Below are 21,974 nucleotides of genomic sequence, written 5' to 3'. Positions count from 1 at the left end.
AGCCTTATGGCTGGTTTCAACAACACACCCGTGAGCATCGACCTCGATGGCGCGGAGATCGTGGCCTGGGTGCCTGGCGCGAAGGTTGCTGCTGTTTGCGGTGGTGACAACACCGTGCGCTTTGTGAAGTACGACGCCAATTTTCAGAATCCAGAAGTGGTGCTGGAGAAAGAATTTGATGGAGATATCCAATCCGTCGCAGCCTATGGCAATCAATTTGCTGTGGCGGAGTCGCCCAGCAAGACTGAAAAAGGAAGAGTCAGTGTCTACCACTTCAACAGCAGCAAGAACACGCTGAGCCGGCGTTTCAGCACCACGGTGGGCTATCTGCCGGATTCCGTCGCTTGGAGTCCTGATGGCAAAACCATTGTTGTTGCCAATGAAGGGGAGCCCAACGATTACTACGGAACGTCCGATGGGGTTGATCCGGAGGGTTCGATTTCGATCATTCGCTTGGGTGATGACAAAAAATCACTCAAGCAAACAACAACTCTTGGCTTTGCTGGATTCACTGCCCAGCAGCTGAAGGATGCCGGTGTGCGTCTTTCTGGTGAAAATGCCGACAGTCCTGCGAAAGATATCGAGCCTGAATTTGTCAAAATCACCTCAGACAGCAAGCGTGCTGTGGTGACCCTGCAGGAAAACAACGCCATGGTCGTTGTGAACCTGGAGCCGGGCACTTTGGAAACCCCCACGGGTTTGGGTGCCAAGGATTGGACGGGATTATCGGTGGACACTTCCGATAAAGACGGCGGCTATCTGCCGGGGGATCGCGACTTCAAGAGCCTGTATATGCCAGATGGCATGGATGTCTTCACCGCAAGCAATGGCACGACCTATGCGGTGATGGCCAACGAGGGCGATGGCCGGGTGCGTCCCGATGATGTGAATTTTGAGGCGGATGCCGATGGCACCTTCACGCTCCACCAAAGCAAGAAGAAAGGTGCTGTCGCTGAGATTGAAGATCCGCTAACGGGCAAGACGGTGTATGTGCACCGCGACATGCGGGGTCAGAACTCCACTGCTTTTGAAGCGGAAGCCGGTGATGAATTTTTCATCACCTGGAAGCATGGAGCCGTGGCCGACGATGACTTCTATTCCGATGAAAAGCGCGCCGGCAAGTTGGATGGCCCTCAGGGCAACAGCATCGTCAGCGGTGATGGCGAAGGCCGCCTGAAAACGGTGGTGGATCAGAACACCGCTGACAGCATCACCGGCTTTGGTGGTCGTTCCTTCACGATCCGCGATCTTGACGGCAGCATCGTTTGGGATTCAGGTGATGACTTGGACCGCATCGCTGCTGAAAACGACGTCTATGACGATGGCCGCAGCGACGACAAGGGCGTTGAGCCTGAGCATGTGGAGACTGCCACTCTGGGCGATCGATCCTTTGCCTTCATTTCTCTGGAGCGGGGAACCAGCACGCTGATCCCGGTTTACGAGATCACCAATGTGGATGCGCCAGAGCACGTGTATACGTTCCATGCGGCGAACTCGATCTCTCCTGAAGCCACCGAATTCGTGAAGACCAGTGCCAATGGCGGCACGCTGCTGGTGTCGAGCGAAGTGTCCGGCACGCTGGACGCGTTCAATTTCAACACCAGCCTGGTCTGAGTTCAGTCGTCACCATCCGCTCTGCTTCTGCTCAAAGCCTCCGGATACGGGGGCTTTTTGTTGGCTGCACAGGACCGTGGTGCAATGCTCCACGCCATGCGTGGGTGATTCAGCTTGATCTCCTTGGTTCAGCACTGGCTGCCGGATGTGTTGGAGATGCTGCGCTCCCCAGCTGGGGCGCTGCTGTTCATTCCTCTTTATGCCCTCTGGGTGACGCTGCTGCTGCCTGGGGTTTGGGCTTCGATGCTGGCTGGGGTGCTTTATGGCACATGGCTCGGCAGTGGTCTGGTGTTTGTTGGGGCCTGTCTCGGGGCGGTGGTGGTGTTCCTGCTGGGGCGCTCAGTGCTGCGCGACTGGGCCCGGCGCCGGTTGGAGCAGCTCCCCAAGTTGAAGGCGGTGGAGCGGGCCGTCAGCAAAGAGGGGCTGAAGTTGGTGTTGCTGACGCGTCTCTCGCCCGCCTTTCCCTTTTCTCTGCTCAACCTGGCCTACGGCCTCAGTGAGGTGAGCCTGCGGGACTACAGCATCGGCTTGATCGGCATCCTCCCCGGCACCGTGCTGTTTTGCGGGTTGGGGGCGCTGGCCGGCGATGTGGCCCGTTTTGGTGAGGTGCTGGGGGGTGAGGCGGATGCCGGCACCTGGGCGCTGCGGGTGGTGGGGGTGCTCGCCACGCTGGCGGTGGTCTGGCTGGTGAGCCGGGCAGCCCGCCGTGCCCTTCAGGATGTGGAGACGTCGCTCTGATCGGGATTGGCAAGAGGCCAGTCCCGCAGAGCAGCGATCAGGATGAACCAGGCCAGGCGCATGCGGTCGATTGGGCCGCGTCGTTGCTGCAGGTCAGCCAACTTGGCCCGTCCGCAGTCGGTCTTGATCCAGCGGTGCAGTGCAGGGGTGGGTTGGCTCATGGCTGCAGCAGGGCGGTGAGGTCGTCTTCGCTAAGCACCGTCACCCCGAGGCTTTCGGCTTTGGTCAGTTTGCTGCCGGCGGCTTCGCCTGCCACCAGGTAGTCGGTCTTCTTGCTGACGCTGCCGCTCACCTTGCCGCCGGCCGCTTCGATCAGCGCTTTGGCGTCGCTGCGGCTGAGGTTGGGGAGCGTGCCGGTGAGCACCAGGGTCTTGCCCTGGAGTACGCCGTCGGCGTCAGCTCCGGCTTGGCTTGCGGCTTCCTGCTCGGTGGCACTCGCTTCTAGGGAGAGGTCGACGCTGCGCAAGTCCTGCAGCAGCTGTTGGTTGGCGGGTGTACGCAGCCATTGGCCAAGGCTGGAACTGATTTCTGGGCCGATGCCGTGCAGTTCGGCGATCTGCTCCGGAGCCTCCAGAGCCGCTGCCGCGAGGCTGTCGATGCTGAAGAAAGCGGCCGCGAGCGCTTTGGCGTTGACCTCGCCGATGTGGCGGATCCCGAGGCCGTAGAGCTGGCGGTGCCAGGGTTGCTGTTTGGAGGCCTCCAGGGCCTCCACCAGGTTCGTGGCCGATTTGTCGCCCATCCGATCCAGGCTGGAAAGCAGGGCCGCATCCAGGCGGTAGAGATCGGCCAGCGAGCTCACCAGGCCGCGGTCCACCAGCTGTTCGATCAACTTGCTGCCGAGCCCATCCACATCCAGGGCGCCCTTGCTCACCCAGTGCCGCAGGCCACCCCGCAGGATCGCCGGGCAGCTGCTGTTCACGCAGCGGGTGGCGGCTTCATCGCCCTCCCGCACCAGGTTGGAGCCACATTCGGGGCAGTGCTGCGGCAGTTGCACTGGGGTGGCGTCGCTGGGCCTGAGCTCCGGCAGCACCCGCACCACTTCCGGAATGATCTCCCCGGCTTTGCGCACCACGATGGTGTCGCCCAGATGCAGATCCAGTTCAGCGATCCGGTCGGCGTTGTGGAGGGTGGCGCGGCTGACGCTGGTGCCGGCCAGGGTCACCGGTTCGAATTCGGCGACGGGGGTGATCGCGCCGGTGCGGCCCACCTGAGCGCCAACGCGCAGCAGACGGGTGGGGGCTTCTTCGGCGGGGTATTTCAGGGCGATGGCCCAGCGCGGGGCCTTCTGGGTGAAGCCTGCTTCGTCCTGCAGCTGGAGGTCGTCCAGTTTCACCACCACGCCGTCGGTGGCATAAGGGAGGTCATGGCGACCCTGCTCCCAGTGGTCGCAGAAGCGATTGATGGCGGTGAGGTCTCTGCAGAGCTCCCGGTTCGGGTTGACGCGGAAACCGGCCGTTTTCAGCCACTCCAGAGCCGCCCATTGGCCGGGGGGTTGGGCGTCCCCCGGCAGATGCAGGGTGTAGGCGAAGAAATCGAGTCGGCGGGCGGCCACCACCTTCGGATCCAGCTGGCGCAGGGTTCCGGCGCAGGCGTTGCGGGGATTGGCGAACAGCGCTTCGCCCCGTTGTTCCCGTTCGGCATTGATCGCCGCGAAGGTGGCATCGGGGATGAAGGCCTCTCCTCGCACTTCCACCCATTCCGGTGGGTTCTCCAACTGCAGGCGCAACGGAATCGAGCTGATCGTGCGCACGTTGGCGGTGATCTCTTCACCACGGCTGCCGTCGCCCCGGGTGGCGGCCCGCTCCAACACCCCGTTGCGGTAGCTCAGGGCGAGGGCGTTGCCGTCAATTTTCAGTTCCCCCACCAGCGGCAGGTGGGTGTCGTTGGGACGGTCCAGCACCTTGAGCAGCCGCTCGTGCCAGGCCTGCAGGTCGTCGCGGTTGAAGGCGTTGTCAAGGCTGAGCATGCCCACGCGGTGCTCAACGCTGGTGAATCCTTCAGCCGGAGCTCCGCCCACCCGCTGGGTGGGGCTGTCGGACCGTTGCAGGCCTGGATGGTTCTGTTCCAGCTCGAGAAGCTCGCGATAGAGGCGGTCGTAGACCGCGTCCTCCATCACTGGCGCATCGAGAACGTAATAGGCGTGGCCGGCACGGTTGAGCAGTTGCCGCAGTTCCGCGGCCCGCTCGTGCGGATCAGCCATTGACCCGGTTGATGCGGTCAATGCGCCAGTTGTCGTCCATCTTGGTGAACGTGAAGTCGAGGGGAAGCTCCTCGTCGCCTTCGGACTTCAGCTTCACGGTGAGGATCAAGTTGCCTTCCTGCACGCGGGGGCGGCCGGACTTGAGATTGCGGAACTTGTTCAGCTTGAGGTCGGCCAGGAAGCGGATGAACTGCTGGCGGCTCACGTGCTGGCGGTAGGCCTTGGTGGTGAGCAGGTAAGCGGCATCGATACGGCCGGCTGCCACCTGGGTGAAGAACTGCTTGATCAGTGGGTTGATGCCGCGGGCGTCGAGCACCAATTTCACGGCGTTGTAGATCCAGTACCCCAGCAGGGTGAGACCCCCGGCCAGCAGAGCTTTGCTGCCGATCTCACGCACCAGTCCCAGTTCCATCACCAGCTGTCAAAGCAGGGCCGAGTCTGACTGACCACGGCAGGATGGCGCTGATTCGGATCTCCTCCCCCCGTTCTGTGCCTTTGCAGCCCCTGCTGCCGTTGTTTCACCGCCTCAACCGGGAGCATTTCGGCGGTGCTCTGGTGGATGGGGCCCAGCCGCTGACGGCGGTGCGTTGGAGTGATGGGCGGATGAGCCGTACTGCCGGTTTTTATCGCCGTGGCCCTGGGGTGGGTGAGGGCCGGGGCAGCGAGATCGTGCTGTCGCGGCCGGTGTTGGAGCCGCTTCCGCAGATCGCCACAGAAAGCACGCTCTGCCACGAGATGATCCACGCCTGGGTCGATCTGGTGCAGCGTCGCCGCGAAAGCCATGGCCCGCTGTTTCGGGCCCGGATGGCCGCCATCAATGCGGCTCAGAGCCGCTTTCAGGTGAGCATCCGCCACAGCTATCCGGTGCCGCCCCGGCCGCCCCGCTGGTTGGCGGTCTGTCCCCGTTGCGGCCGTCGCACCCCTTGCCGGAGACGCACGCGCAATGCCGCTTGCCGTGCCTGTTGCGTCGAGCACTTTCACGGCCGCTGGGATTCCAGTTGTGTGCTCAGTTATGTGGAGGCGGAGGGCTAGATGGAGGTGTTCTGGTTGTCATTGGAGTGCGGCGGTGTGGTGATTGTGTTGCTGGGATTGCGGCGGGAACAGTGGTTGCGCCGCCGCCGTCGGTAACGTCGGGGGATGGAGGAGCGTTTTGATCGGTTGGATCGGTTCCGTGATCAGCGGGATCGCCGTCTCGACCAGTTCTTGGAAACCGGACGTCAGCTCGTGGATGGGGTGTCCGGCCGTCGACCAGGACAACGGCCAGGAGTGCGGCGCTCCGGTTTGGATCTCGATTCGGTGGGCCGCTGGGTCGGCGAGAAAGTCGACTGGCTTCTGGAGGAGGACGACGATTGGCAGGAGCCTTGGCAAGAAGCTGGCCGTGGCCGCCCGGAGCCGGTCCGTTCCATGCGTTCAGCCCGGCGACCCCTCGATGCGATCTCACGACGAAGCCGGCGCGGAACAGCAGCTGAAGCTCCAGCGCCCACCTCAACGCCGCCTGTGGCCCAGGAGTTCAACGCAGACCAGGGGGAGTGGCCCGAAGACGACAGCTTCCGGCTGCAGCGCTGGTCGCGCTCAGCCCAGCCGGCAAAACGTCCCGAGCCCGAAGCCGCTCCCAATCCCGCTGGCTCCAGGAGGGCCTTGCCGCGCTCCAGCCGTCGCCGGGCCGACTAACGGCTGGGGTGCAATGCGCGTGGGCTGACCCGGTAGCGGCAGCCCCGTGCTTCCAGCTGGTGGTTCACATCCTCGAGCAGCTCTCCGGGCATCTCTTCCGCCATCTGGTCTGCCGTGGCAGTGATCGATGGTGATCCCGCCTGGAGGGCCTCCAGCAGTTGGGTCCACTGCTCCACCTGCAGGCTGCGGCTCATGGGCTCATAGCCCTTGTGTTCCAGCAGCTGACTGCAAACCGAGCGGTTCCAGAGCACGGTGCGTCCCTGGCCATGGGGGCCTGTCTGCATGGCGGCATTGGCGTCGAGGGCGCTTTGGGTGGGGCGACCGCGACGGTCACGCCAGCCTTGATGCTCGAGGGTCTTGCCGCAGTGAATCGCCGAAATGCCGTAGATCCGACCGAGGTCGGTGAGGCTGAGCCAGGAGGCGGTGGCAGCCATGACACGGTGAACCGAAGTGCCCACATCTTCCTGAGAGCACAAGCAATGGCAAGTTGTCAAGAGCAAATCCCAACAAACCCGCAGGTTTGTTCATGAATTTTGTTGAAACTCCTGGCGCAGTGTGGGCCCGAGCCAGGTTTCGAGTTGCGGGCTGAACACTTCGCGAATCACGGTCAGGGCCTTGCCCTGGCGGAAGAAGCGGTAATGGCGGCTCCAGTAGGGGCCTCGATAGCCAAAGGTCTGGTCCAGCCAATCCCCCTCCACCAGCGCTAATCCATCCACCTCACGGAACAACTCGGAACGTCCTTCGGTGAGGCTTTTCCAAATCGGCTGGTTGCGGTCCCGCAGGTGCCAATCCGCTTCGGCTTGGTTCCACCAGCTCTCGGCCCAGGCCAGCGGGGTGCCGCCGCAGGTCAGCCACACCTGGCGCCGCAGCAGCGGTGCCATCAATTCATTCACCTCCTCAGGTGCCCCGGGGTGGTCGGTCTGGTCGGCCTCCATGGCGATTAGATCCACGGCAACGGGCGAACCGGTGAGCAAGCGCAGGTGGCGGGTCGGGCTGCCATCGCCCAGCAACATCAGCCGCCAGGGGCCGGGCAATTGACGCGGCCCCTCCGCTGAGAGCACCGCATTGGTGGGGGCTTGCCAGAGCTGGTGCGGTGATGGGTGAAGACGCGGGGTGGGGTTCAGAACAGTCCTCCCACAGAGAGGGTTTGGCGTTGACCGTTGCGGCTGATCACGGCACCGCTGTCGGTGACATCGGTGAGCACCCAACCGCTGCTGCCGATCGCTTCACCGATGCCGGCGGACACCGATCCCTGTCCCAGTTGAAAAATGGCGGAACTGCTGCCACCAGGGCCCTTCACCACACCGGTGAGTTGGGGGATGGGCCCCATCGGCGCCAATGCCTGATCCCTGCCCAGCGGTTCAACCGTCAAGGGCTGTTGGATCGGCACGGTCAACGGTTCGAGGCTTTGGAGCGCTACGGATGCCTCCTCGGGTGAAACCTTCTCTTCTGCACGAGTTTCCTGGGCAGCCACCTGCTCGCGCAGCTGCTCGATCAGGGCTGCGCTTTGCTGCCGTTCCAGCTCCAGGCGGGAGCGCTGCAGGTTGCTCACCAGCCAAGCGCTGCAGATCACCCCGGCAACGGCGATGCCACTGATCAGCGGCAGCATCCAAGCGGAGGGGGAGCGGCGCTCGCTTGGTTCGGTTGGTTTGCTGGTTGGTTCGTGCACAGCCACATCCACCGGCACCAGGTGCGGCTGGCTGGGGGCGGTTGCCGTCTCACCGTCGAACACCTGGTCCATCACCTGCTCGGCCCGCAGGTTCCAGTAGGCACGTGAGGTGGGAACCCGGGCTGACACGGACAGACGTTTCAGGACGCCAACGCTATCGAGCTTCTGCGGTTGGGGCGAGGGTTTGGCGTTCCCTTTGCTGCAGTTCCAGCCACATCAACAGGGCGGTGATGTCGGCCTTGCTGACGCCGGGGATGCGGCTGGCTTGCCCCAGGGTGCTGGGTTGAATGGCCGTGAGCTTTTCGCGGGCTTCATTGGAGAGGGTGCCGATGCCGGCGTAGTTGAGATCGGACGGCAGCTTGCGCTGGCTCTGGCGTTTCACCTGATCGATCTGCTGCTGCTGGCGTTGCAGGTAGCCGCTGTATTTGATGTCGATCTCGGCGCCCTCGCGCACGGGCAGGGGCAGATCGGCGTCGGCCAGGCCATGGCGCACCAGATCGGCGGCGTGTATGCCTGGCCGGCGCAGCAGGTCGGCCAGGGTGATCGAGCCCTTGATCGCGGCTCCGGTTTCCTCTTCCACCGCCGGGGCCACCGGATCGCTCACCTTGAGCCGCACGGTTTCCAGCCGCTGCTTTTCGCCCTCCATCGCCTGGAGCTTGTCTTCGAACAGCTGCCAACGGCGATCGTCGATCAGGCCTAGCTCACGGCCCAACGGCGTCAGGCGGCGGTCGGCGTTGTCACCCCGCAGGATCAGGCGGTATTCACTGCGGCTGGTGAGCACCCGGTAGGGCTCGCGCAGATCTTTGCTCACCAGATCGTCGATCATCGTGCCGATGTAGCTGCCTTCACGGGGGAAGTGCACCGGCTCCTGGCCGCCGATCAGCCGGGCGGCGTTGACGCCGGCCACCAGGCCCTGGGCGGCGGCTTCCTCATAGCCCGTGGTGCCATTGAGTTGGCCGGCGCTGAACAGGCCGCGCACCCGCTTGGTCTCCAGGGATGGCTTGAGCTGGGTAGCGGGCAAGTAGTCGTAATCCACTGAATAGGCCGGCCGCAGCATCACGGCCTGCTCCAGGCCCGGCAGGCTGCGCAGCAGTTGCAGTTGGATCGGTTCCGGCAGGCCGGTGGAGAAGCCCTGCACATAGATCTCTGGCGTGTCGCGCCCCTCCGGCTCGAGGAAGATCTGGTGGCTGTCCTTGTCCGCGAAGCGAACGATTTTGTCTTCGATGGAGGGGCAGTAGCGCGGGCCTTTGCTGTCGATCACACCGCCGTAGATGGCGGTGAGGTGCAGGTTGTCGCGAATCAGCTGATGGGTTTCGGCGGTGGTGCGGGTGATGTGGCAGCTCATCTGCTCACCGCTTACCCAGGCGGCCGGGTCAAAGGAGAAGAAGCGATCGGCCGCATCGCTGGGCTGCTCCTCCAATTGATCGAGGGCGATGCTGCGCCGGTCGACACGGGCGGGGGTGCCGGTTTTGAGCCGGTCGGTCTGGAAGCCGAGTTGCTGCAGCGCTTCGGTGAGCCCTTCAGCGGCCTGTTCACCAGCGCGGCCGGCGGCCATTGATTGATGCCCCACCCAGATGCGGCCGCCCAGGAAGGTGCCGGCGGTGAGGATCACCGCTTCAGCGCCGTAGACGCTGCCGAAATAGGTGCGGATGCCGGTGATGCGCTGCTGATCGGCATCACCGGTGGTTTCCAGGCCGGTCACCATCGCCTCGCGCAGGGCGAGGTTGGGGGTGTGCTGCAGCAGTTGCAGCATCTGGCGGGAATAGAGGCGCTTGTCGGTTTGGGCGCGCAGGGCCCATACCGCCGGGCCGCGGCTGGCGTTGAGGATGCGCTTCTGGATGGCGGTGGCATCAGCCAGGCGCCCGATCACTCCACCGAGGGCGTCCACTTCATGGACGAGCTGGCTTTTGGCAGGGCCGCCGACGGCTGGGTTGCAGGGCTGCCAGGCGATGCGATCGAGGTTGAGGCTGAACAGGGCGGTGTTCAGGCCCAACCGGGCGGCGGTGATCGCCGCTTCACAACCGGCATGGCCGCCGCCGACCACGATTACGTCGAAGGATTCGGTGGGGGCGGCGTTGAAGCTCATGGCTTCATTATCCGGCTCTGGAGACGCACCTGAGTTGGCTTAAAGATTGAGGTCCTGCAGCGAGTTGATGGTTTGGTGGGCGTAGCTCCAGCCGCCAGAGGTGTTATCGAAGCTTTGGTTGGAGAAGAGGTCTTGATAGGTGTTGGCGAGGGAGGTGCTGTCGGTGTTGTTCAGGCCGTAGGCGTTGACCTGGATCTTGGTGGGATCTGTTGAGTAATCGGCCAGACGATCGAGGGCGGCATTGAGGTCTTTTTGCATCTCCTTCCACTGCCATTCGCCCTGGTTGTTTTTGAAAAAGTGCGGGTTGCCCTCGTTGTCGTAGAGGAGGCCTGAGGTGGTGATGTCTTCTTTGCCGAGGCTTTCGGGGAGCGGAATGGCCTGGCCAGTGATGGAATCCGAGGCTGAATTGGTTCTGGTGTCCCACCAGCTGCGCCTTTCAGGCCGCCCATCGAGAAACAGGGAGATTTTGGTGGATTGATCGCGCCGGTCGGCGTCGTTGACTTTGTTGGTTAGGAGGTAGTCGAGCCCTTCCAAGGCACCAAGCAATTCGGTGCCGGAATAAAGGTTGGACGGCCTGTCCGATCGGCCCTTGTGGAGGTCGTAGCGGTTGGGGTCAGGCAGGCCAAGTTCTTTCCATTTGCTGTTGTTTTGAATTGAGTTGCCGAAGTCTTCCCCTGCCATTTTGAGAGCCAGGATGGATTGCATCGTGCCGATGCCGCTGTTGGGGTTTGTGCGGGATAGGGTGAAAGTGTTGTGTTGAACGTGATAGTTGTAAGTGATCAGGTGAAGCTCGAGATCATCAGCAATTTTTGCATCGTTGGGATTGTCAATGATGGTGTAATTATCGAGTTCTTTGATCGACTGTGCGCTGGTTTGATTGGCGAGTGTTTGAAGTAACTGTTTCGAGGTGACGCTGTTGTTGGTATCGCGGTGTTGAAACTGGTATCCAGATCTTTCGGCATCTTTCGCGAAGGCTTCTAGTGCAAGCAGGCATTGAAATTTGCTGTGATCTTTTCCCTCGCTGTGGAGCATGGACGTGGAGGTATCCAGCAGGAGATAGAGATCGCTTTTTTCTGGGCTGGGCTCTGGAGATGGTGAGGGAGAAGGAGAAGGAGAAGGAGAAGGAGAAGGAGAAGGCGAAGGAGAAGGCGAGGGGGATGGACTTGTCGTATCGACCGTGAAGGTGACGGTGTTGTTGGCGTCGTTTTCGTCTTGGTTGGTGTTGCTAGCAGCATCTGAGAATTTGTCGTTGGCGACATGAATGACGCCGTTGGTGGTGCTGTCTGCAGTTGGTGCGAAAGTGGCGGTGTAAACGGTGCTGGAGACAGCAGTCCAGTTGGAGAGAGATCCACCAGTAACGGTGGCGTCAGCCTCAACGAAATCGGTGGAAGCCTCGGAAAGGGTGAAGGTGATTAAGGAAGTATCACCAGCGCTCAGGGAGTTGTCGTCATCGTCATCGGTGATGGCGATGGTGGGCCGTGTGGTGTCCCCATCAATGAAGCTCAGGCCGAAATTGGTGATTCGCGCATCAGTAATTGAGCTTGCGCCCACTGAGCCCACAACAAATGCGCTGTTTTCAAATTCCAGCTCGATGTTGCTTAAGTCATCGGATGTTGTGTGATTGGTTGCATTCCCTGTAACCGATATTGTTGCTGTTGTGTCGGATGCTCGTGTGACGACAGTGGTGAGACCGGCTGGAACATTTGTTGCGGTGTGGGTGATCGTGTCGCCATTGGATCCAGCAAATATTGTTGTCCCTGGATTGTTAAAGGTAATGGTGGCTGTTTCAGTGAACGAGCCAACATTGGCTGATGCTTCAGTTAAATTGCGGGTGCTCCAGGTGAAGTTTGCTGCTGGTGTATCTGCTGTTGTTGTATCGCCAGTCCATGCAGGGCCTTGCTGGAAGTCTAAATAAAAGTAGATAAGCCCCCCGTTGTCGGAGCCCATCTTTATTTCAAACGTATCTATCGCGTCGTAATAAATACGTGCTCGCCCTGCATCCTCTGTGCCGAACGTCACTTGGTAAGGATCGCCATCGTCAAACATGACTGATCCGTCGTCCTGAACGACAACATCAAGTCCTGTGGTGTTAGCTAACTCATATGATTGAAAGCCTTTGAAGACTTGAAACTGATAAATGTCAATGTCGTAAGTATTGATGACAACATTTTCCAGGGTAACTCGATTGCCTGTTCCAGCTCCCGTGTATGTCTCGGCTTCATAGAAGCTAATCGTGGCGGTTGCTGATTTCGTTCCGCCAAGTGAGGACATATCAGTTGATATGTAATCGCTGTCAACTCCCCCATCGTCGAGTTTGTCGAGGTCTAAGCCTGAATCAATACTCTGAAGTGTGTAAAGCGCGTCAACTGCTTGGCCGCCAATTGTGATTACATTTTTAAAGAGGGTTGCATCCCCTGAGTCCAAGCTTCCATTCGGATTGTTGAAGGATGTGTTGTAGTTGGTGTGATCAAAAACAAGTGGTTGATAGTTGGCATCAAGAACTTGTGTGCTGGCTAGTTTTCCGCTCCATTGTTTAAGCTTTGCTTGGCCAATCAGTGCCTCAAGGCCGGCTTCCTTTCCTGTGAGCGATGAAAGGTTGGGATGTTCTCTGCTGATCTCACTTCTGCTTGCAAAAACATCAGCGCCTGTGAGTTCACCTAGTGTTTCGATGAGTTCTGTATTTTGTCCTGATTCGCAGCTCCACAGATAGATTGAATGAAGCCCCCAGGTTTGGAGAAGATGGGCCGAATCTTCTAAATACTCCTTGGTGAGCAGGGTGTCGCCAAGCTTGATCGCACCATTGCTGCCGTGGGCAACAATGTGCAGCAGATTTGTTTTGAACCCTCTTGTTTCTCTGCTCTCTAGTTCTTCGCTAATTCTTTCAAGAGGATTCGCTGGCAGCCATGTGATTGCTTCAAGGCTGTTGTGGTTCAGCCATTCGATGTCTCTGGCATTCGGGCATGCCGCGACAAGGCGATTGCTTCGGTTTTCCTTGATGCTTTTGGGTCTCCTTTCGTGGAAACCTTGGCTTTTTGCGTGCTTTCGGCCTTTGCTTGGCCGCTGGAAGCATCTTGGTGATCTTGCGACGCCGCTGCTTTTGACTGCTGTCCATCCGCGGGTCAGAGCTTCCACGTTTAAAGGCTTCTACTGAGTGAAAATATTCTGAGTCTTTACTGAGTGCAATCACCTCCCCTAAATGAGGGAGGTGATAAAAATGCTCGATTTGTACCAGCGGTGGGGGCGAAAAATATGCTCGATTTGTACCAGCCTTGGGTTGATTTCTTAGAGATTGAGGTCTTGGAGGGATTGGATGGTTTGGTGGGCGTAGCTCCAGCTGCCAGAGGTGTTATCGAAGCTTTGGTTGGAGAAGAGGTCTTGATAGGTGGCGTCGAGGGAGGTGCTGTCGGTGTCGTTCAGCCCGTAGGCGTTGACTTGAATTGTTGTGGAATCAGTGGATAGATCAGCTAGGCGATCTAGGGCGGCATTGAGGTCGTTTTGCATCTCTTTCCACTGCCATTGGTCCTGGTTGTTTTTGAAAAAGTGCGGGTTGCCCTTGTTGTCGTACAGCAGGCCTGAGGTGGTGATGTCTTCTTTGCCGAGGCTTTCGGGAAGAGGGATGGCCAGGCCGGTGATGGAGTCGGAGGCGGAATTGGTTCTGGTGTCCCACCAGCTGCGCCGTTCGGGGCGGCCATGGAGTACGAGGGCGATGGAGGTGGATTGATCGCGTCGGTTGGGGTCGTTGGCTTTTTGGGTCAGGAGATGGTCGAGCCCTTCCAAAGCACCGAGCAACTCGGTGCCGGCATAGAGGTTGGATGGGTTGCGCTTGTTGCCCCGATAGAGGTCGTTGCGATTGGGCTTGGGGAGGCCCAGTGCTTTCCAGTGGCTGTTGTTTTTGATTGAGTTGCCAAACCCCTCGCCTGCCATCTTGAGGCTCAGGATGGATTGCATCGTGTCGATGCCGCTGCTGGGGTTGCTGCGCGAAAGTGTGAAGCTGTTGTGTTGAACGTGGTAGTTGTAAGTGATCAGATGAGTTTCGAGATCCTCGGCATCTTTCCCGTCGTTGGGATTATCGATGATGGTGTAGTTGTTGAGCTCTTTGATGGCGCGACTGCTGGATTGCTTGGCCAGTTTTTGCAGTAATTGTGTTGCTGTAATTGTGGTTTTGTTGCTGCGGTGTTGAAATTGATAGCCAGCACGTTCGGCGTCGTTTGAGAAGGCTTCAAGGGCCAGCAGCGATTGGAATTTGCGCCGGCTTTTGCCCCCTCTATGGCGCATCGATGTGGAGGTGTCGAGGAGGAGATAGAGATCGCTTTTGTTGTGGTCTTGATTGGTGATCGAAATCGATGTGGATTCTGTGCCGGTATACCCACCGCCGGGTTGGGCTTTGGCGGTCAGGGTGTAGGTGATGTCTCCATCGCGTCTGTCATCGCTTAGGCCTGAGACGATCACCTGTTGGGGTGTTTTCCAATTGTCTGGCGAGAAGCTGAGGCTGTTGATGCTGAGGGAGCCTTCCGTTGCATCGAGGCCGGTGAGTTGGACGGTGACGGTGCCCGTGGGCTGAGCATCGAGGCAGACATCAAAGGATGAGGAGTCTCCCTGTTCTGTGGTGAGGAGATGTCCGCTATCGCCAGTGGTGCCGGTTTGGTTGAGGGTGATGCCTGGCGGAGCGGTTCCGATGGTTGATGTTGGAGTGGGTGTTGGAGACGGTGTCGGTGTCGGTGAAGGGCTGGGCGACGGAGACGGAGATGGTGAGGGGGAAGGCGAAGGAGAGGTGGTGGTATCAACGGTGAAGGTGACGGAGTTGTTGGCATCGGAGCCGTCGAGATTGCTGTTGCCGGCTGCATCAGAAAATTTCGAACTCGCCACTGAGATCACACCATCGGTGGTGCTGTCAGCTGTGGGCGTAAACGTGGCGGAATAGGAGCTGCCGGAACCGGAGAAGTTGGAGAGGCTGCCGCCCGTTATGGAGACATCGGCCTCAACGAAATCAGTGGATGATTCCGAGAGGGTGAAGGTGAGGGTGGCCGTTTCTCCAGCGCTTAGCGACGAGACATCAGAGCTGACGGCAATGGTTGGCCTGACGGTGTCGACGGAGAGGGTGACGGAATTGTTGGCATCCGAGCCATCAGCATTGTTGGCGCCGCTTGAATTGGAGAAGACTCCAGATCCAACAGAAATGACACCGTCTGTTGTGCTGTCTGCTGTTGGCGTGAATGTTGCGGAATAGGAGGTACCGGACCCGGAGAAGTTGGAGAGGCTGCCACCAGAAACGGTGACATCGTCAACAGTGAAATCGGTGGAGGCTTCTGAGAGTGAGAAGGTGAGGGAAGCGGTTTCGCCAGCGTTGAGAGAGGCGACATCGGCTGTCAGGGCGATGATGGGAGCAATGGTCCAGTTGCTGGGGACGTAGACGTTGGCTTGCGGCTGGTCGTCGAACCCCACCAGAGTGAGGGTCTGATCGCCCGTGAACGTCGAGGCCGAAGTCAGCTTCAGCACATCTTGGTAATAGAGGCGGATGTAGCCGTCGGTGCCGTAGCTAAGCCGGAACTCACCACCCACAAGGGTCCCCTCTCTGCCGGGTTGGGCGCTGTTGTCCGTCCAACCAACCAAGGCAAACTTGGTGCCAGAGCCACCAATCGAGCCGCCGAAGCTGACGTAGCGGAGGTCCCAAGGGGAGGTCTCGGCGAAGTTGTAACCCGCTGTGCCGAGCGAGTTGGTCCCTAAGTTGTCAAGAATTGACTGGCCCTCAGCACTGAGAATGCCAACCGTGGGCGGATTGTGTGAGTAGCTATAGGTCAACTCCTGCCCTTGCGAAAGCAGGGTGTTGTATTGAATCAGCGCGTCTTCAGTGAGGTTGATTTGATTTGGCTGCACGAGGTTGCCGCCAAACTCGGTGAACCCGGGGAAGCTGAATTCCGCTATGACGATGGCCTTATTGCCAGCGAGCGAATCACTTCCGTTGAGTGCCGGGAGCGTGAGGGTGGCGTTATTGCCTGCGGCGTCTTTGATGGTGCCGCCGTTGAGAGCGAGCGAGGAAGTGGTCTCGTAATTGAGATCGGCCGAGGAATCGCCGTCCTGGACGGTGTATGTAAAGGAGAGAGTGCTGGTACCGGATCCCGAGGAGTAGTTGACGACCTGATCGGTGGATCCGGTCTCAAGGGTGAGTTGCGGGGTGCCGCCCGTGGTGTTGACGGTGACGGCTTCTGAGAAGACGACGTTGATGGTGATGACGTCGCCGGCTTTGTAGGTGCCATCAGCGGTGGAACTGCTGACGGATTGCACTGTCGGTGTGGTGGTGTCGATGGAGAGGGTGACGGAGTTGTTGGCGTCGGAGCCATCGAGATTGTTGTTGCCGGCGGCATCAGAAAATTTCGAACTGGCAACTGAGATCACACCATCGGTGGTGCTGTCTGTAGTGGGAGTGAAGGTGGCGGTGTAAACGGTGCTGGAAACAGCGGTCCAATTGGAGAGTGATCCACCGGAGACAGTGACGTCGGATTCAACGAAATCAGTGGCAGCTTCTGAGAGGGTGAAGGTGAGCGTTGATGTATCGCCAGCGCTTAAGGAGTCATCAGCGTCGTCTTCTGTGATGGCGATGGTGGGAGCCGTGGCATCCGTAATCGTGATGGAAACGGACTGCCACGTATTAACGCTGCCCCAATCAATTGAACGTTCACTCGCAGTAGAGCCGGTGTTGCCGAGGGTTGCCATAACGTCAACTTCATAAGTCCCGTCAGAGTTGGCGTCTGTGTTATTTCCAAACGTCGGTGCAGTATCAAATGAAAGTGCACCGGTGGATTCATTGATGGAAAAGAGTGACTTGTCTGCGCCTCCTGCTAGGGACCAAAAAATTGATTTTGTGCCTGTAAAACTGCCGGTACTTGAGAATGTATGAATAGCAGAATTGTTTTCCGCTAAGGAAAAGGATGTGCTGCCATCGCCTGCACTTCCACTTGGGCCATTAATCAGAATTTTCTGCCCTTTTAGTGGATTGGTGCTGCCAATATCCGCAACCATGTCAGTTGGATGCGCGGACGGGCGTGTGTTGGATGCGTTGTAATCAAATTCGAGAACCAGAAAATTTGTATTGCTCGAACTGAAAAAATCGCTTGCCTGGGCGTTGTAAAGAACTAGGAAGCTATAATCTTCGTTCCAATTTGTACTGTCTCCGCTTGTGAATGAGCCGGCGTAATTATTGCTGTCATAGTTCGTGCTTTGGTTCGTAAACTCAGCGTGGGACCAGCTTCCCTGAATAAAATAGTTTTGACCAATGGTGAGGCCGCTTAAGGAGTCTCCGCTGCTTAAGAGGTTGAATGAGTTGTTAGGTAGGTAGAGGTCATATTGGGCGTGGTTGAAGTCATAAATAACGTCTACGCCATTCCCAAATGTTATTGTTTCGTCATTGGTGAGTGTCGCACTACTTCTAAGGTTTCCTGCATCTGTCCAGATGACTGAGTCGCCATCATGCTGATATACGGTCTCTTTCTGCCCGGCTGAAATTGCTGCTCCCCAGATAATATCTGCCCCTGGTCCGCCATCGAACCTGTCTTTGCCGCCTCCACCATTGAGGCGATCGTTGCCATTGCCGCCTGTCAGTAAATCATTTCCGCCATTCCCTTCGAGGTCGTCATTTCCCTCGTTGTCTGAGGATTCTTGTCCGCTTTGATTTCCATCGCCACGCAGGATGTCTTTTTTGCTAGCTCCCCAGACAGTGTCGTTTCCTTCGCCGCCAAATAAGTAATTGAAGTCGTTGTTTGCTTCTGCTAAGTCTCCTGTCCATTTTCCGCGGATCTTGTCAGCGCCACCGCCGCCGTAGATATAGTCTGATCCGCCACCACCCTTTAAGAAGTCGGCGCCTCCTAATCCATAGATTGTTTCATCTGAGCTATCGCCGTTGTAATTGTCATCTCCATCTGTTGGCCCGACGCCTCCGTTTGTGACCCATTCTCCAAATTCTGCTTCTAGGAGCTGTCCATCAACGCTGATCCAGCCATGGTCATTTTTATCGATTAAGTTTTTTGGGGCGATTGATGTGATGCCTTGGTGATAAGTGCTTAATAAGTATTCGGAGAAGATGGCTCCTTCATCGCCAGGGCTATCTTTCTCTTTAAGTTGATGATCTAAGTGATGTCCAAATTCTTCTGTTAGGAGCCTGATTACATCAATCTCATTTGCTGTTTGGATCCATTTCTGGTTGATATAGATCGTTTTTTTCGCCTTTGCATATGCTCCAGCAGCGCCGGGCATTGCGCTGCTCGGCAACAGCTCAATCGGTGGAAGATCCCGCGTATCACCCTTTGCGAGCCGATTGGCAATGCGGTTCAGCCGGTCCGTCGCTTGGCCTGGCTTCAGCCGTAGGGCGTCAACGCCCGCTGTGAAGAGGCGACCATCCGCTGCCCAGGCCTGAAGCTGGAGCAGCCAATTTTGATAAAGCTGCTCGTCCAGCAACAACCACTCAGAAAGTTCTCACTCGATTTTTGGAAATTTCGAAGTTTCCTTAAAGGGGGGGATGCGCCCGTTCGTACGTGCTTTGTGCGGTCTGTTCAGGTTCGGCCTTTCAGGCTCTTGGCGAGGGTGTCCTGCGGTTGTTCCCCGTAGTACTCCTGATACCGGCGAGCGAAGTGGCTGCGGCTGGTGAAGCCCATGAATGCAGCGGTATCTCTAACACCCGTGAGGCCTTGGCTGGCACGACGGGCTGGGTCCTGCAGCAGTTGTCGAACGCGATCCATGCGCACGGAGCGTTGCAGCTCAAGCGGTGTCTGCTCGAAATGTTCCTTGGATCCTTTGAACAAGGATGTTCTCGATTGGAACAGCTCGGCGCTGAGCTCCTCAACGCTGACGGGCGTCATCGGGTTTCTGGAGCACCAGTGCAGCAGGTCGATGGCAGCCTCATGCCGTGCCTCCCGTTTGGCGATCGGTCTGGTGCGTGCCATGGGTTCCTCAAAGCAGCGAATCACGCTGTCGATCAGTTGATCGGGGTCTTCTGGATTCCATCCCTGCGCATCGCGCTGAATCAGCTGGTTGAGCTGATCGCGCAAGCGTTGCTGCAGCTCTGGAAGCAGTTCGAGTTGATTGCTGCTCTCCCAGCGTTCCAGGGTGCGCTGGCTTCCGCCGCGGAGGTCCAGCTGCTCCAGAAGCACCTCTTTGCCAATCACGATCGTGGCCAGCTTGGCACCGGCGGGCAGCCTCAGATCAAAGTCAGTGAGGTGGCGGTTGTATCCCATCAAGGCCGGCCACTCCACGGGAATGCCCTGGGCGCGATAAGGCGATGTTGCCTGGGGCTTTTCCAGAGGGATGGCCACCGTGCAGGGTTTTGGCCGTCGGGTTCCGCTGAGAAACAGGCTTCGGTTGGTTTCCAGAAGATTGAACCGAATTGCTCCCAGATGGAAGCTGCGCAGCCGACCCAGCAACGGTCCGCGGCTCAGCTGCAGGGCCACCAGATCAGGGGAGAGCGGCCCAAACAGGTCCTGCAAGCCCTGACAGCTGAAAAAGCTGCTGTCGATTTGACCCACCGAACGGTTCTAGATCCTCAATCACTGTCGCTGTCCAGGTGTTGCAGGCTCCCCTGGGCTGAGCCGATTCGTACGCGATTTCGCCCCGTCAAGGCCGGAACGTCAGTGCTGGCAGTGGTAGCGCCCGTCTGCTTTGAAACACTGGCATCTCTTTAATCGCAGCGATTGTCGTTTCATGGCCGTGCGTTCTCTTTTCGGTGGCCTCGCAGCATCGTTGTTGATCGCTGAGGCGGCTGTTGCGCAGCCGAATCCGATCACATCAACGTCTCGGCTGTGGCTGGAATGGAATGTCACCCCCAATGTTCAATGGGCACCGGGCTCGGTTGATCCAGATGCAGATCCCGATCGCACCCTCAACGTTCTCAAGCTCCAGCCCGTCTTCCCGTTCCGTCTGAATGAGGATTGGACGGTTCTGACGCGGACGATTTTTCGCTTCGTTTCGGCGCCTTCAGCGTCCCCCGAGCTTGGCATGACGCCCCTCGGCGAACCCTTCGTCCTGGGTTGGAACCAGCGCAACCGCTCAGGCTTGTCGGATGTCAGCCCGACAGCTTTCTTTGTGCCCAACCTCGGCTCTGATTGGACCGTTGGTGTAGGGCCTTCGCTCGTGATTCCCGCAGGTGATGGCCCCACAGACAGTGGAAAGCTGTCCGTCGGACCTGCCCTCTTGGGCTACTACCACCGTGGGCCTTGGACCGTTGGCGCCAGGATGCGCAACATCTGGTCTGTTGCCGGTGATCCTGAGCGTGATGAGGTCCATCGCTTCATTGCCCAGCCTTTGATCCGCTACCAATTCAGCAAGAACTGGTTTTTCACCTCATCGCCGATTATTTCCTCCGATTGGACCCATCCGGAGGGTGAAGGTTGGACTGTTCCGGTGGGTGGTGGCTTCGGTTACGCCTTCAAGTTGGCGAACCAGCCGATGCAGATTTCATTGGAGGGTTACTACAACGCCGTGAAGCCGACGGTTGCCGGCGAGGAGCTGCTGGGCGATTGGACGATCCGCACCCAGTGGCAGGTGTTGTTTCCGCGCTAGTGCGTTGGCCGTTGGCGTGCCTCAGGCCGCCAAGTTGCGGAAGCGGGTGAACTGCGGCTCGAACAGCAGCTTCACCGTGCCCACCGGACCGTTGCGGTGCTTGGTCACGATCACTTCGGTGATGCCGCGGTCGGGAGTTTCCGGGTTGTAGTACTCGTCGCGGTAGATCATCAGCACCAGGTCGGCGTCCTGCTCGATTGAGCCCGATTCCCGCAGGTCGCTCAGCATCGGTCGTTTGTTGGTGCGTGCCTCCACACCCCGGCTCAGCTGGGAGAGGGCAATCACCGGCACGTTCAGTTCCCGGGCCATCTGCTTCAGGCCCCGGGTGATGCGCGACAGCTCCTGCACACGGTTGTCAGAACCCGAGCCTTCCATCAGCTGCAGGTAGTCGATCATCACCAGCCCTAGCTCCTTCCCCTGTTCGGCCATCAGCCGCCGGCAGAGTGAGCGCATCTCCAGCACGCCGGAGTTGGGTTTGTCGTCGATGAAGATCGGCAGTTGCCCCAGACTGTTGATGCCCTGGCCCAGCAGCGGCCATTCCTCCTGTTGCAGGCGGCCGGTACGCAGCCGGCCCGCTTCGATGCCCACTTCCATCGAGAGCAAGCGGTAGGTGAGCTGTTCCTTGCTCATCTCCAGGGAGAACAGGCACACCGGCATGTCGTGCAGCTGGGCCACGTTCTTGGCCAGGTTCAGCGCGATCGAGGTTTTGCCCATGGCTGGTCGGCCCGCCACGATGATCAAATCGCTGCGCTGCAGGCCCTGGGTCATCGCATCCAGGTCGTAGAAGTTCACCGGGATGCCTGCTACTGAGGTGCCCAGTGAGCGGCTCTCGATCTCCTCAAAGGTCTGGGTGAGGATCTCGGCTGTGGGGGTGAGTCCCTTGGAAGGTTTCTCCTGGCTGATGGCAAAGATCTTCTGTTCAGCTTGATCCAGCACCTGCTCCATTGGCAGACTCTGATCAAAGCCCAGCTTGATCACTTCGTTGCCGGAGCGGATGAGCTGCCGGCGAAGGAACTTGTCCATCACCAGCCGGGCCACCTGCTCGATCGAGGCGGTGGACGGCACCCGCTCCACCAGCTCCACCAGTCGGTTGTTGCCACCCACCTTCTCGAGGGCGCCGGTGTCGGCCAGCCAGGCGCTCATGGCGGTGAGATCCGTCGGCTTGCCCTGGCCGTGCAGCATCAGGGCGGTGCGGAAGATCTCACGGTGGGCGTTCAGATAAAACGCTTCCGGCTGCAGCACATCAGCAACACGCCCGATCGCATCGGGATCCAGCAGGATGCCGCCCAGCACTGCTTCCTCCGCCTCAAGGTTCTGGGGCGGAAGCGAATCGGGCAGAGCCTCGAAATTGGGCTCGTCGTCGCGGCGGCCCTGGCCAAAACCACGGCGCCCCCCATCGTTGTTCTCTGGTAGGGGGGCGCTCACCATGGCGGCAGGGCCTGAAGCGAAGG

16 protein-coding genes are annotated in these 21,974 nt (G+C 59.0%); 5 read left to right on the top strand and 11 right to left on the bottom strand.

Translation table 11 applies throughout. The features are described from left to right. Positions 1–6 precede the first annotated feature (6 nt). A complete protein-coding gene (locus FZZ90_RS04700) occupies positions 7–1,614 on the top strand; it encodes a hypothetical protein (protein WP_226424597.1) in 1,608 nt (535 codons plus the stop codon). Positions 1,615–1,728: 114 nt separating this feature from the next. Next, positions 1,729–2,352 carry a TVP38/TMEM64 family protein gene (locus FZZ90_RS04695; RefSeq protein WP_370631029.1) on the top strand — a complete coding sequence of 208 codons (624 nt, stop codon included), beginning with the start codon at positions 1,729–1,731 and terminating at the stop codon, positions 2,350–2,352. Here FZZ90_RS04695 and FZZ90_RS04690 read toward each other — a convergent pair. The 3 genes from FZZ90_RS04690 to FZZ90_RS04680 are packed head-to-tail and all read right to left on the bottom strand — an operon-like array spanning position 2,328 to position 4,964. Further along, the gene (locus FZZ90_RS04690; protein WP_226424596.1) at positions 2,328–2,513 is read right to left on the bottom strand and encodes a hypothetical protein; all 186 of its coding nucleotides are present in this window, start codon (positions 2,511–2,513) and stop codon (positions 2,328–2,330) included. The two genes, FZZ90_RS04695 and FZZ90_RS04690, sit on opposite strands and share 25 nt — an antisense overlap. After that, positions 2,510–4,552, bottom strand: coding sequence for an NAD-dependent DNA ligase LigA (ligA, locus tag FZZ90_RS04685; protein ID WP_226424595.1), 2,043 nt, complete (start codon positions 4,550–4,552; stop codon positions 2,510–2,512). The genes FZZ90_RS04690 and ligA overlap by 4 nt, the downstream gene beginning before the upstream one ends. Next, the gene (locus FZZ90_RS04680; RefSeq protein WP_226424594.1) at positions 4,545–4,964 is read right to left on the bottom strand and encodes a hypothetical protein; all 420 of its coding nucleotides are present in this window, start codon (positions 4,962–4,964) and stop codon (positions 4,545–4,547) included. Before FZZ90_RS04680 ends, ligA begins: the two co-directional genes overlap by 8 nt. A 44-nt stretch (positions 4,965–5,008) precedes the next feature. On the opposite strand from FZZ90_RS04680, the gene FZZ90_RS04675 reads away from it, so the two are divergent. Further along, a complete protein-coding gene (locus FZZ90_RS04675; RefSeq protein WP_226424593.1) occupies positions 5,009–5,584 on the top strand; it encodes a SprT family zinc-dependent metalloprotease in 576 nt (191 codons plus the stop codon). Between the two features lie 105 nt (positions 5,585–5,689). Beyond that, entirely contained in the window at positions 5,690–6,223 is a 534-nt protein-coding gene (locus tag FZZ90_RS04670) for a hypothetical protein (RefSeq protein WP_226424592.1), read from the top strand. On the opposite strand, the gene FZZ90_RS04665 is transcribed toward FZZ90_RS04670, so the two are convergent. From FZZ90_RS04665 to FZZ90_RS04635, 7 genes are all read right to left on the bottom strand, one after another. Further along, positions 6,220–6,657 carry a hypothetical protein gene (locus FZZ90_RS04665; protein ID WP_226424591.1) on the bottom strand — a complete coding sequence of 146 codons (438 nt, stop codon included), beginning with the start codon at positions 6,655–6,657 and terminating at the stop codon, positions 6,220–6,222. The genes FZZ90_RS04670 and FZZ90_RS04665 overlap by 4 nt on opposite strands. Positions 6,658–6,747: 90 nt before the next feature. After that, positions 6,748–7,347, bottom strand: a complete 600-nt coding sequence (locus FZZ90_RS04660; RefSeq protein WP_226425014.1) for a chorismate lyase — start codon at positions 7,345–7,347, stop codon at positions 6,748–6,750. Further along, positions 7,344–8,021 (bottom strand): pilus assembly protein PilZ, encoded by a 678-nt coding sequence (locus tag FZZ90_RS04655; RefSeq protein ID WP_226424590.1) that lies wholly within the window; start codon positions 8,019–8,021, stop codon positions 7,344–7,346. Before FZZ90_RS04655 ends, FZZ90_RS04660 begins: the two co-directional genes overlap by 4 nt. Positions 8,022–8,046: 25 nt before the next feature. After that, the gene (gene mnmG / locus FZZ90_RS04650) at positions 8,047–9,978 is read right to left on the bottom strand and encodes a tRNA uridine-5-carboxymethylaminomethyl(34) synthesis enzyme MnmG (RefSeq protein WP_226424589.1); all 1,932 of its coding nucleotides are present in this window, start codon (positions 9,976–9,978) and stop codon (positions 8,047–8,049) included. A 39-nt stretch (positions 9,979–10,017) separates the two neighbouring features. Then, positions 10,018–13,110, bottom strand: a complete 3,093-nt coding sequence (locus tag FZZ90_RS04645; RefSeq protein WP_226424588.1) for an Ig-like domain-containing protein — start codon at positions 13,108–13,110, stop codon at positions 10,018–10,020. Between the two features lie 150 nt (positions 13,111–13,260). Continuing rightward, positions 13,261–18,426 (bottom strand): Ig-like domain-containing protein, encoded by a 5,166-nt coding sequence (locus tag FZZ90_RS04640; RefSeq protein ID WP_226424587.1) that lies wholly within the window; start codon positions 18,424–18,426, stop codon positions 13,261–13,263. Between the two features lie 95 nt (positions 18,427–18,521). Next, on the bottom strand, positions 18,522–19,490 hold the full coding sequence (locus tag FZZ90_RS04635) for a helix-turn-helix domain-containing protein (protein WP_226424586.1): 969 nt from the start codon (positions 19,488–19,490) through the stop codon (positions 18,522–18,524). 175 nt (positions 19,491–19,665) lie between these two features. Here FZZ90_RS04635 and FZZ90_RS04630 point away from each other — a divergent pair, with 175 nt between their 5' ends. Further along, entirely contained in the window at positions 19,666–20,523 is an 858-nt protein-coding gene (locus FZZ90_RS04630; RefSeq protein WP_226424585.1) for a neuromedin U, read from the top strand. Between the two features lie 21 nt (positions 20,524–20,544). Here the strand turns inward: FZZ90_RS04630 and dnaB are convergent, their stop codons facing one another. Next, positions 20,545–21,951, bottom strand: coding sequence for a replicative DNA helicase (gene dnaB / locus FZZ90_RS04625; RefSeq protein ID WP_186514254.1), 1,407 nt, complete (start codon positions 21,949–21,951; stop codon positions 20,545–20,547). Between the last annotated feature and the right edge of the window lie 23 nt (positions 21,952–21,974).

The sequence above is a fragment of the Synechococcus sp. MU1617 genome (assembly GCF_020514235.1).
In the GTDB taxonomy this organism is placed as follows: Bacteria; Cyanobacteriota; Cyanobacteriia; order PCC-6307; family Cyanobiaceae; genus Parasynechococcus.
Note: the sequence above shows the minus strand (reverse complement) of the source record. Positions and strands in the feature narration are given on the sequence as shown.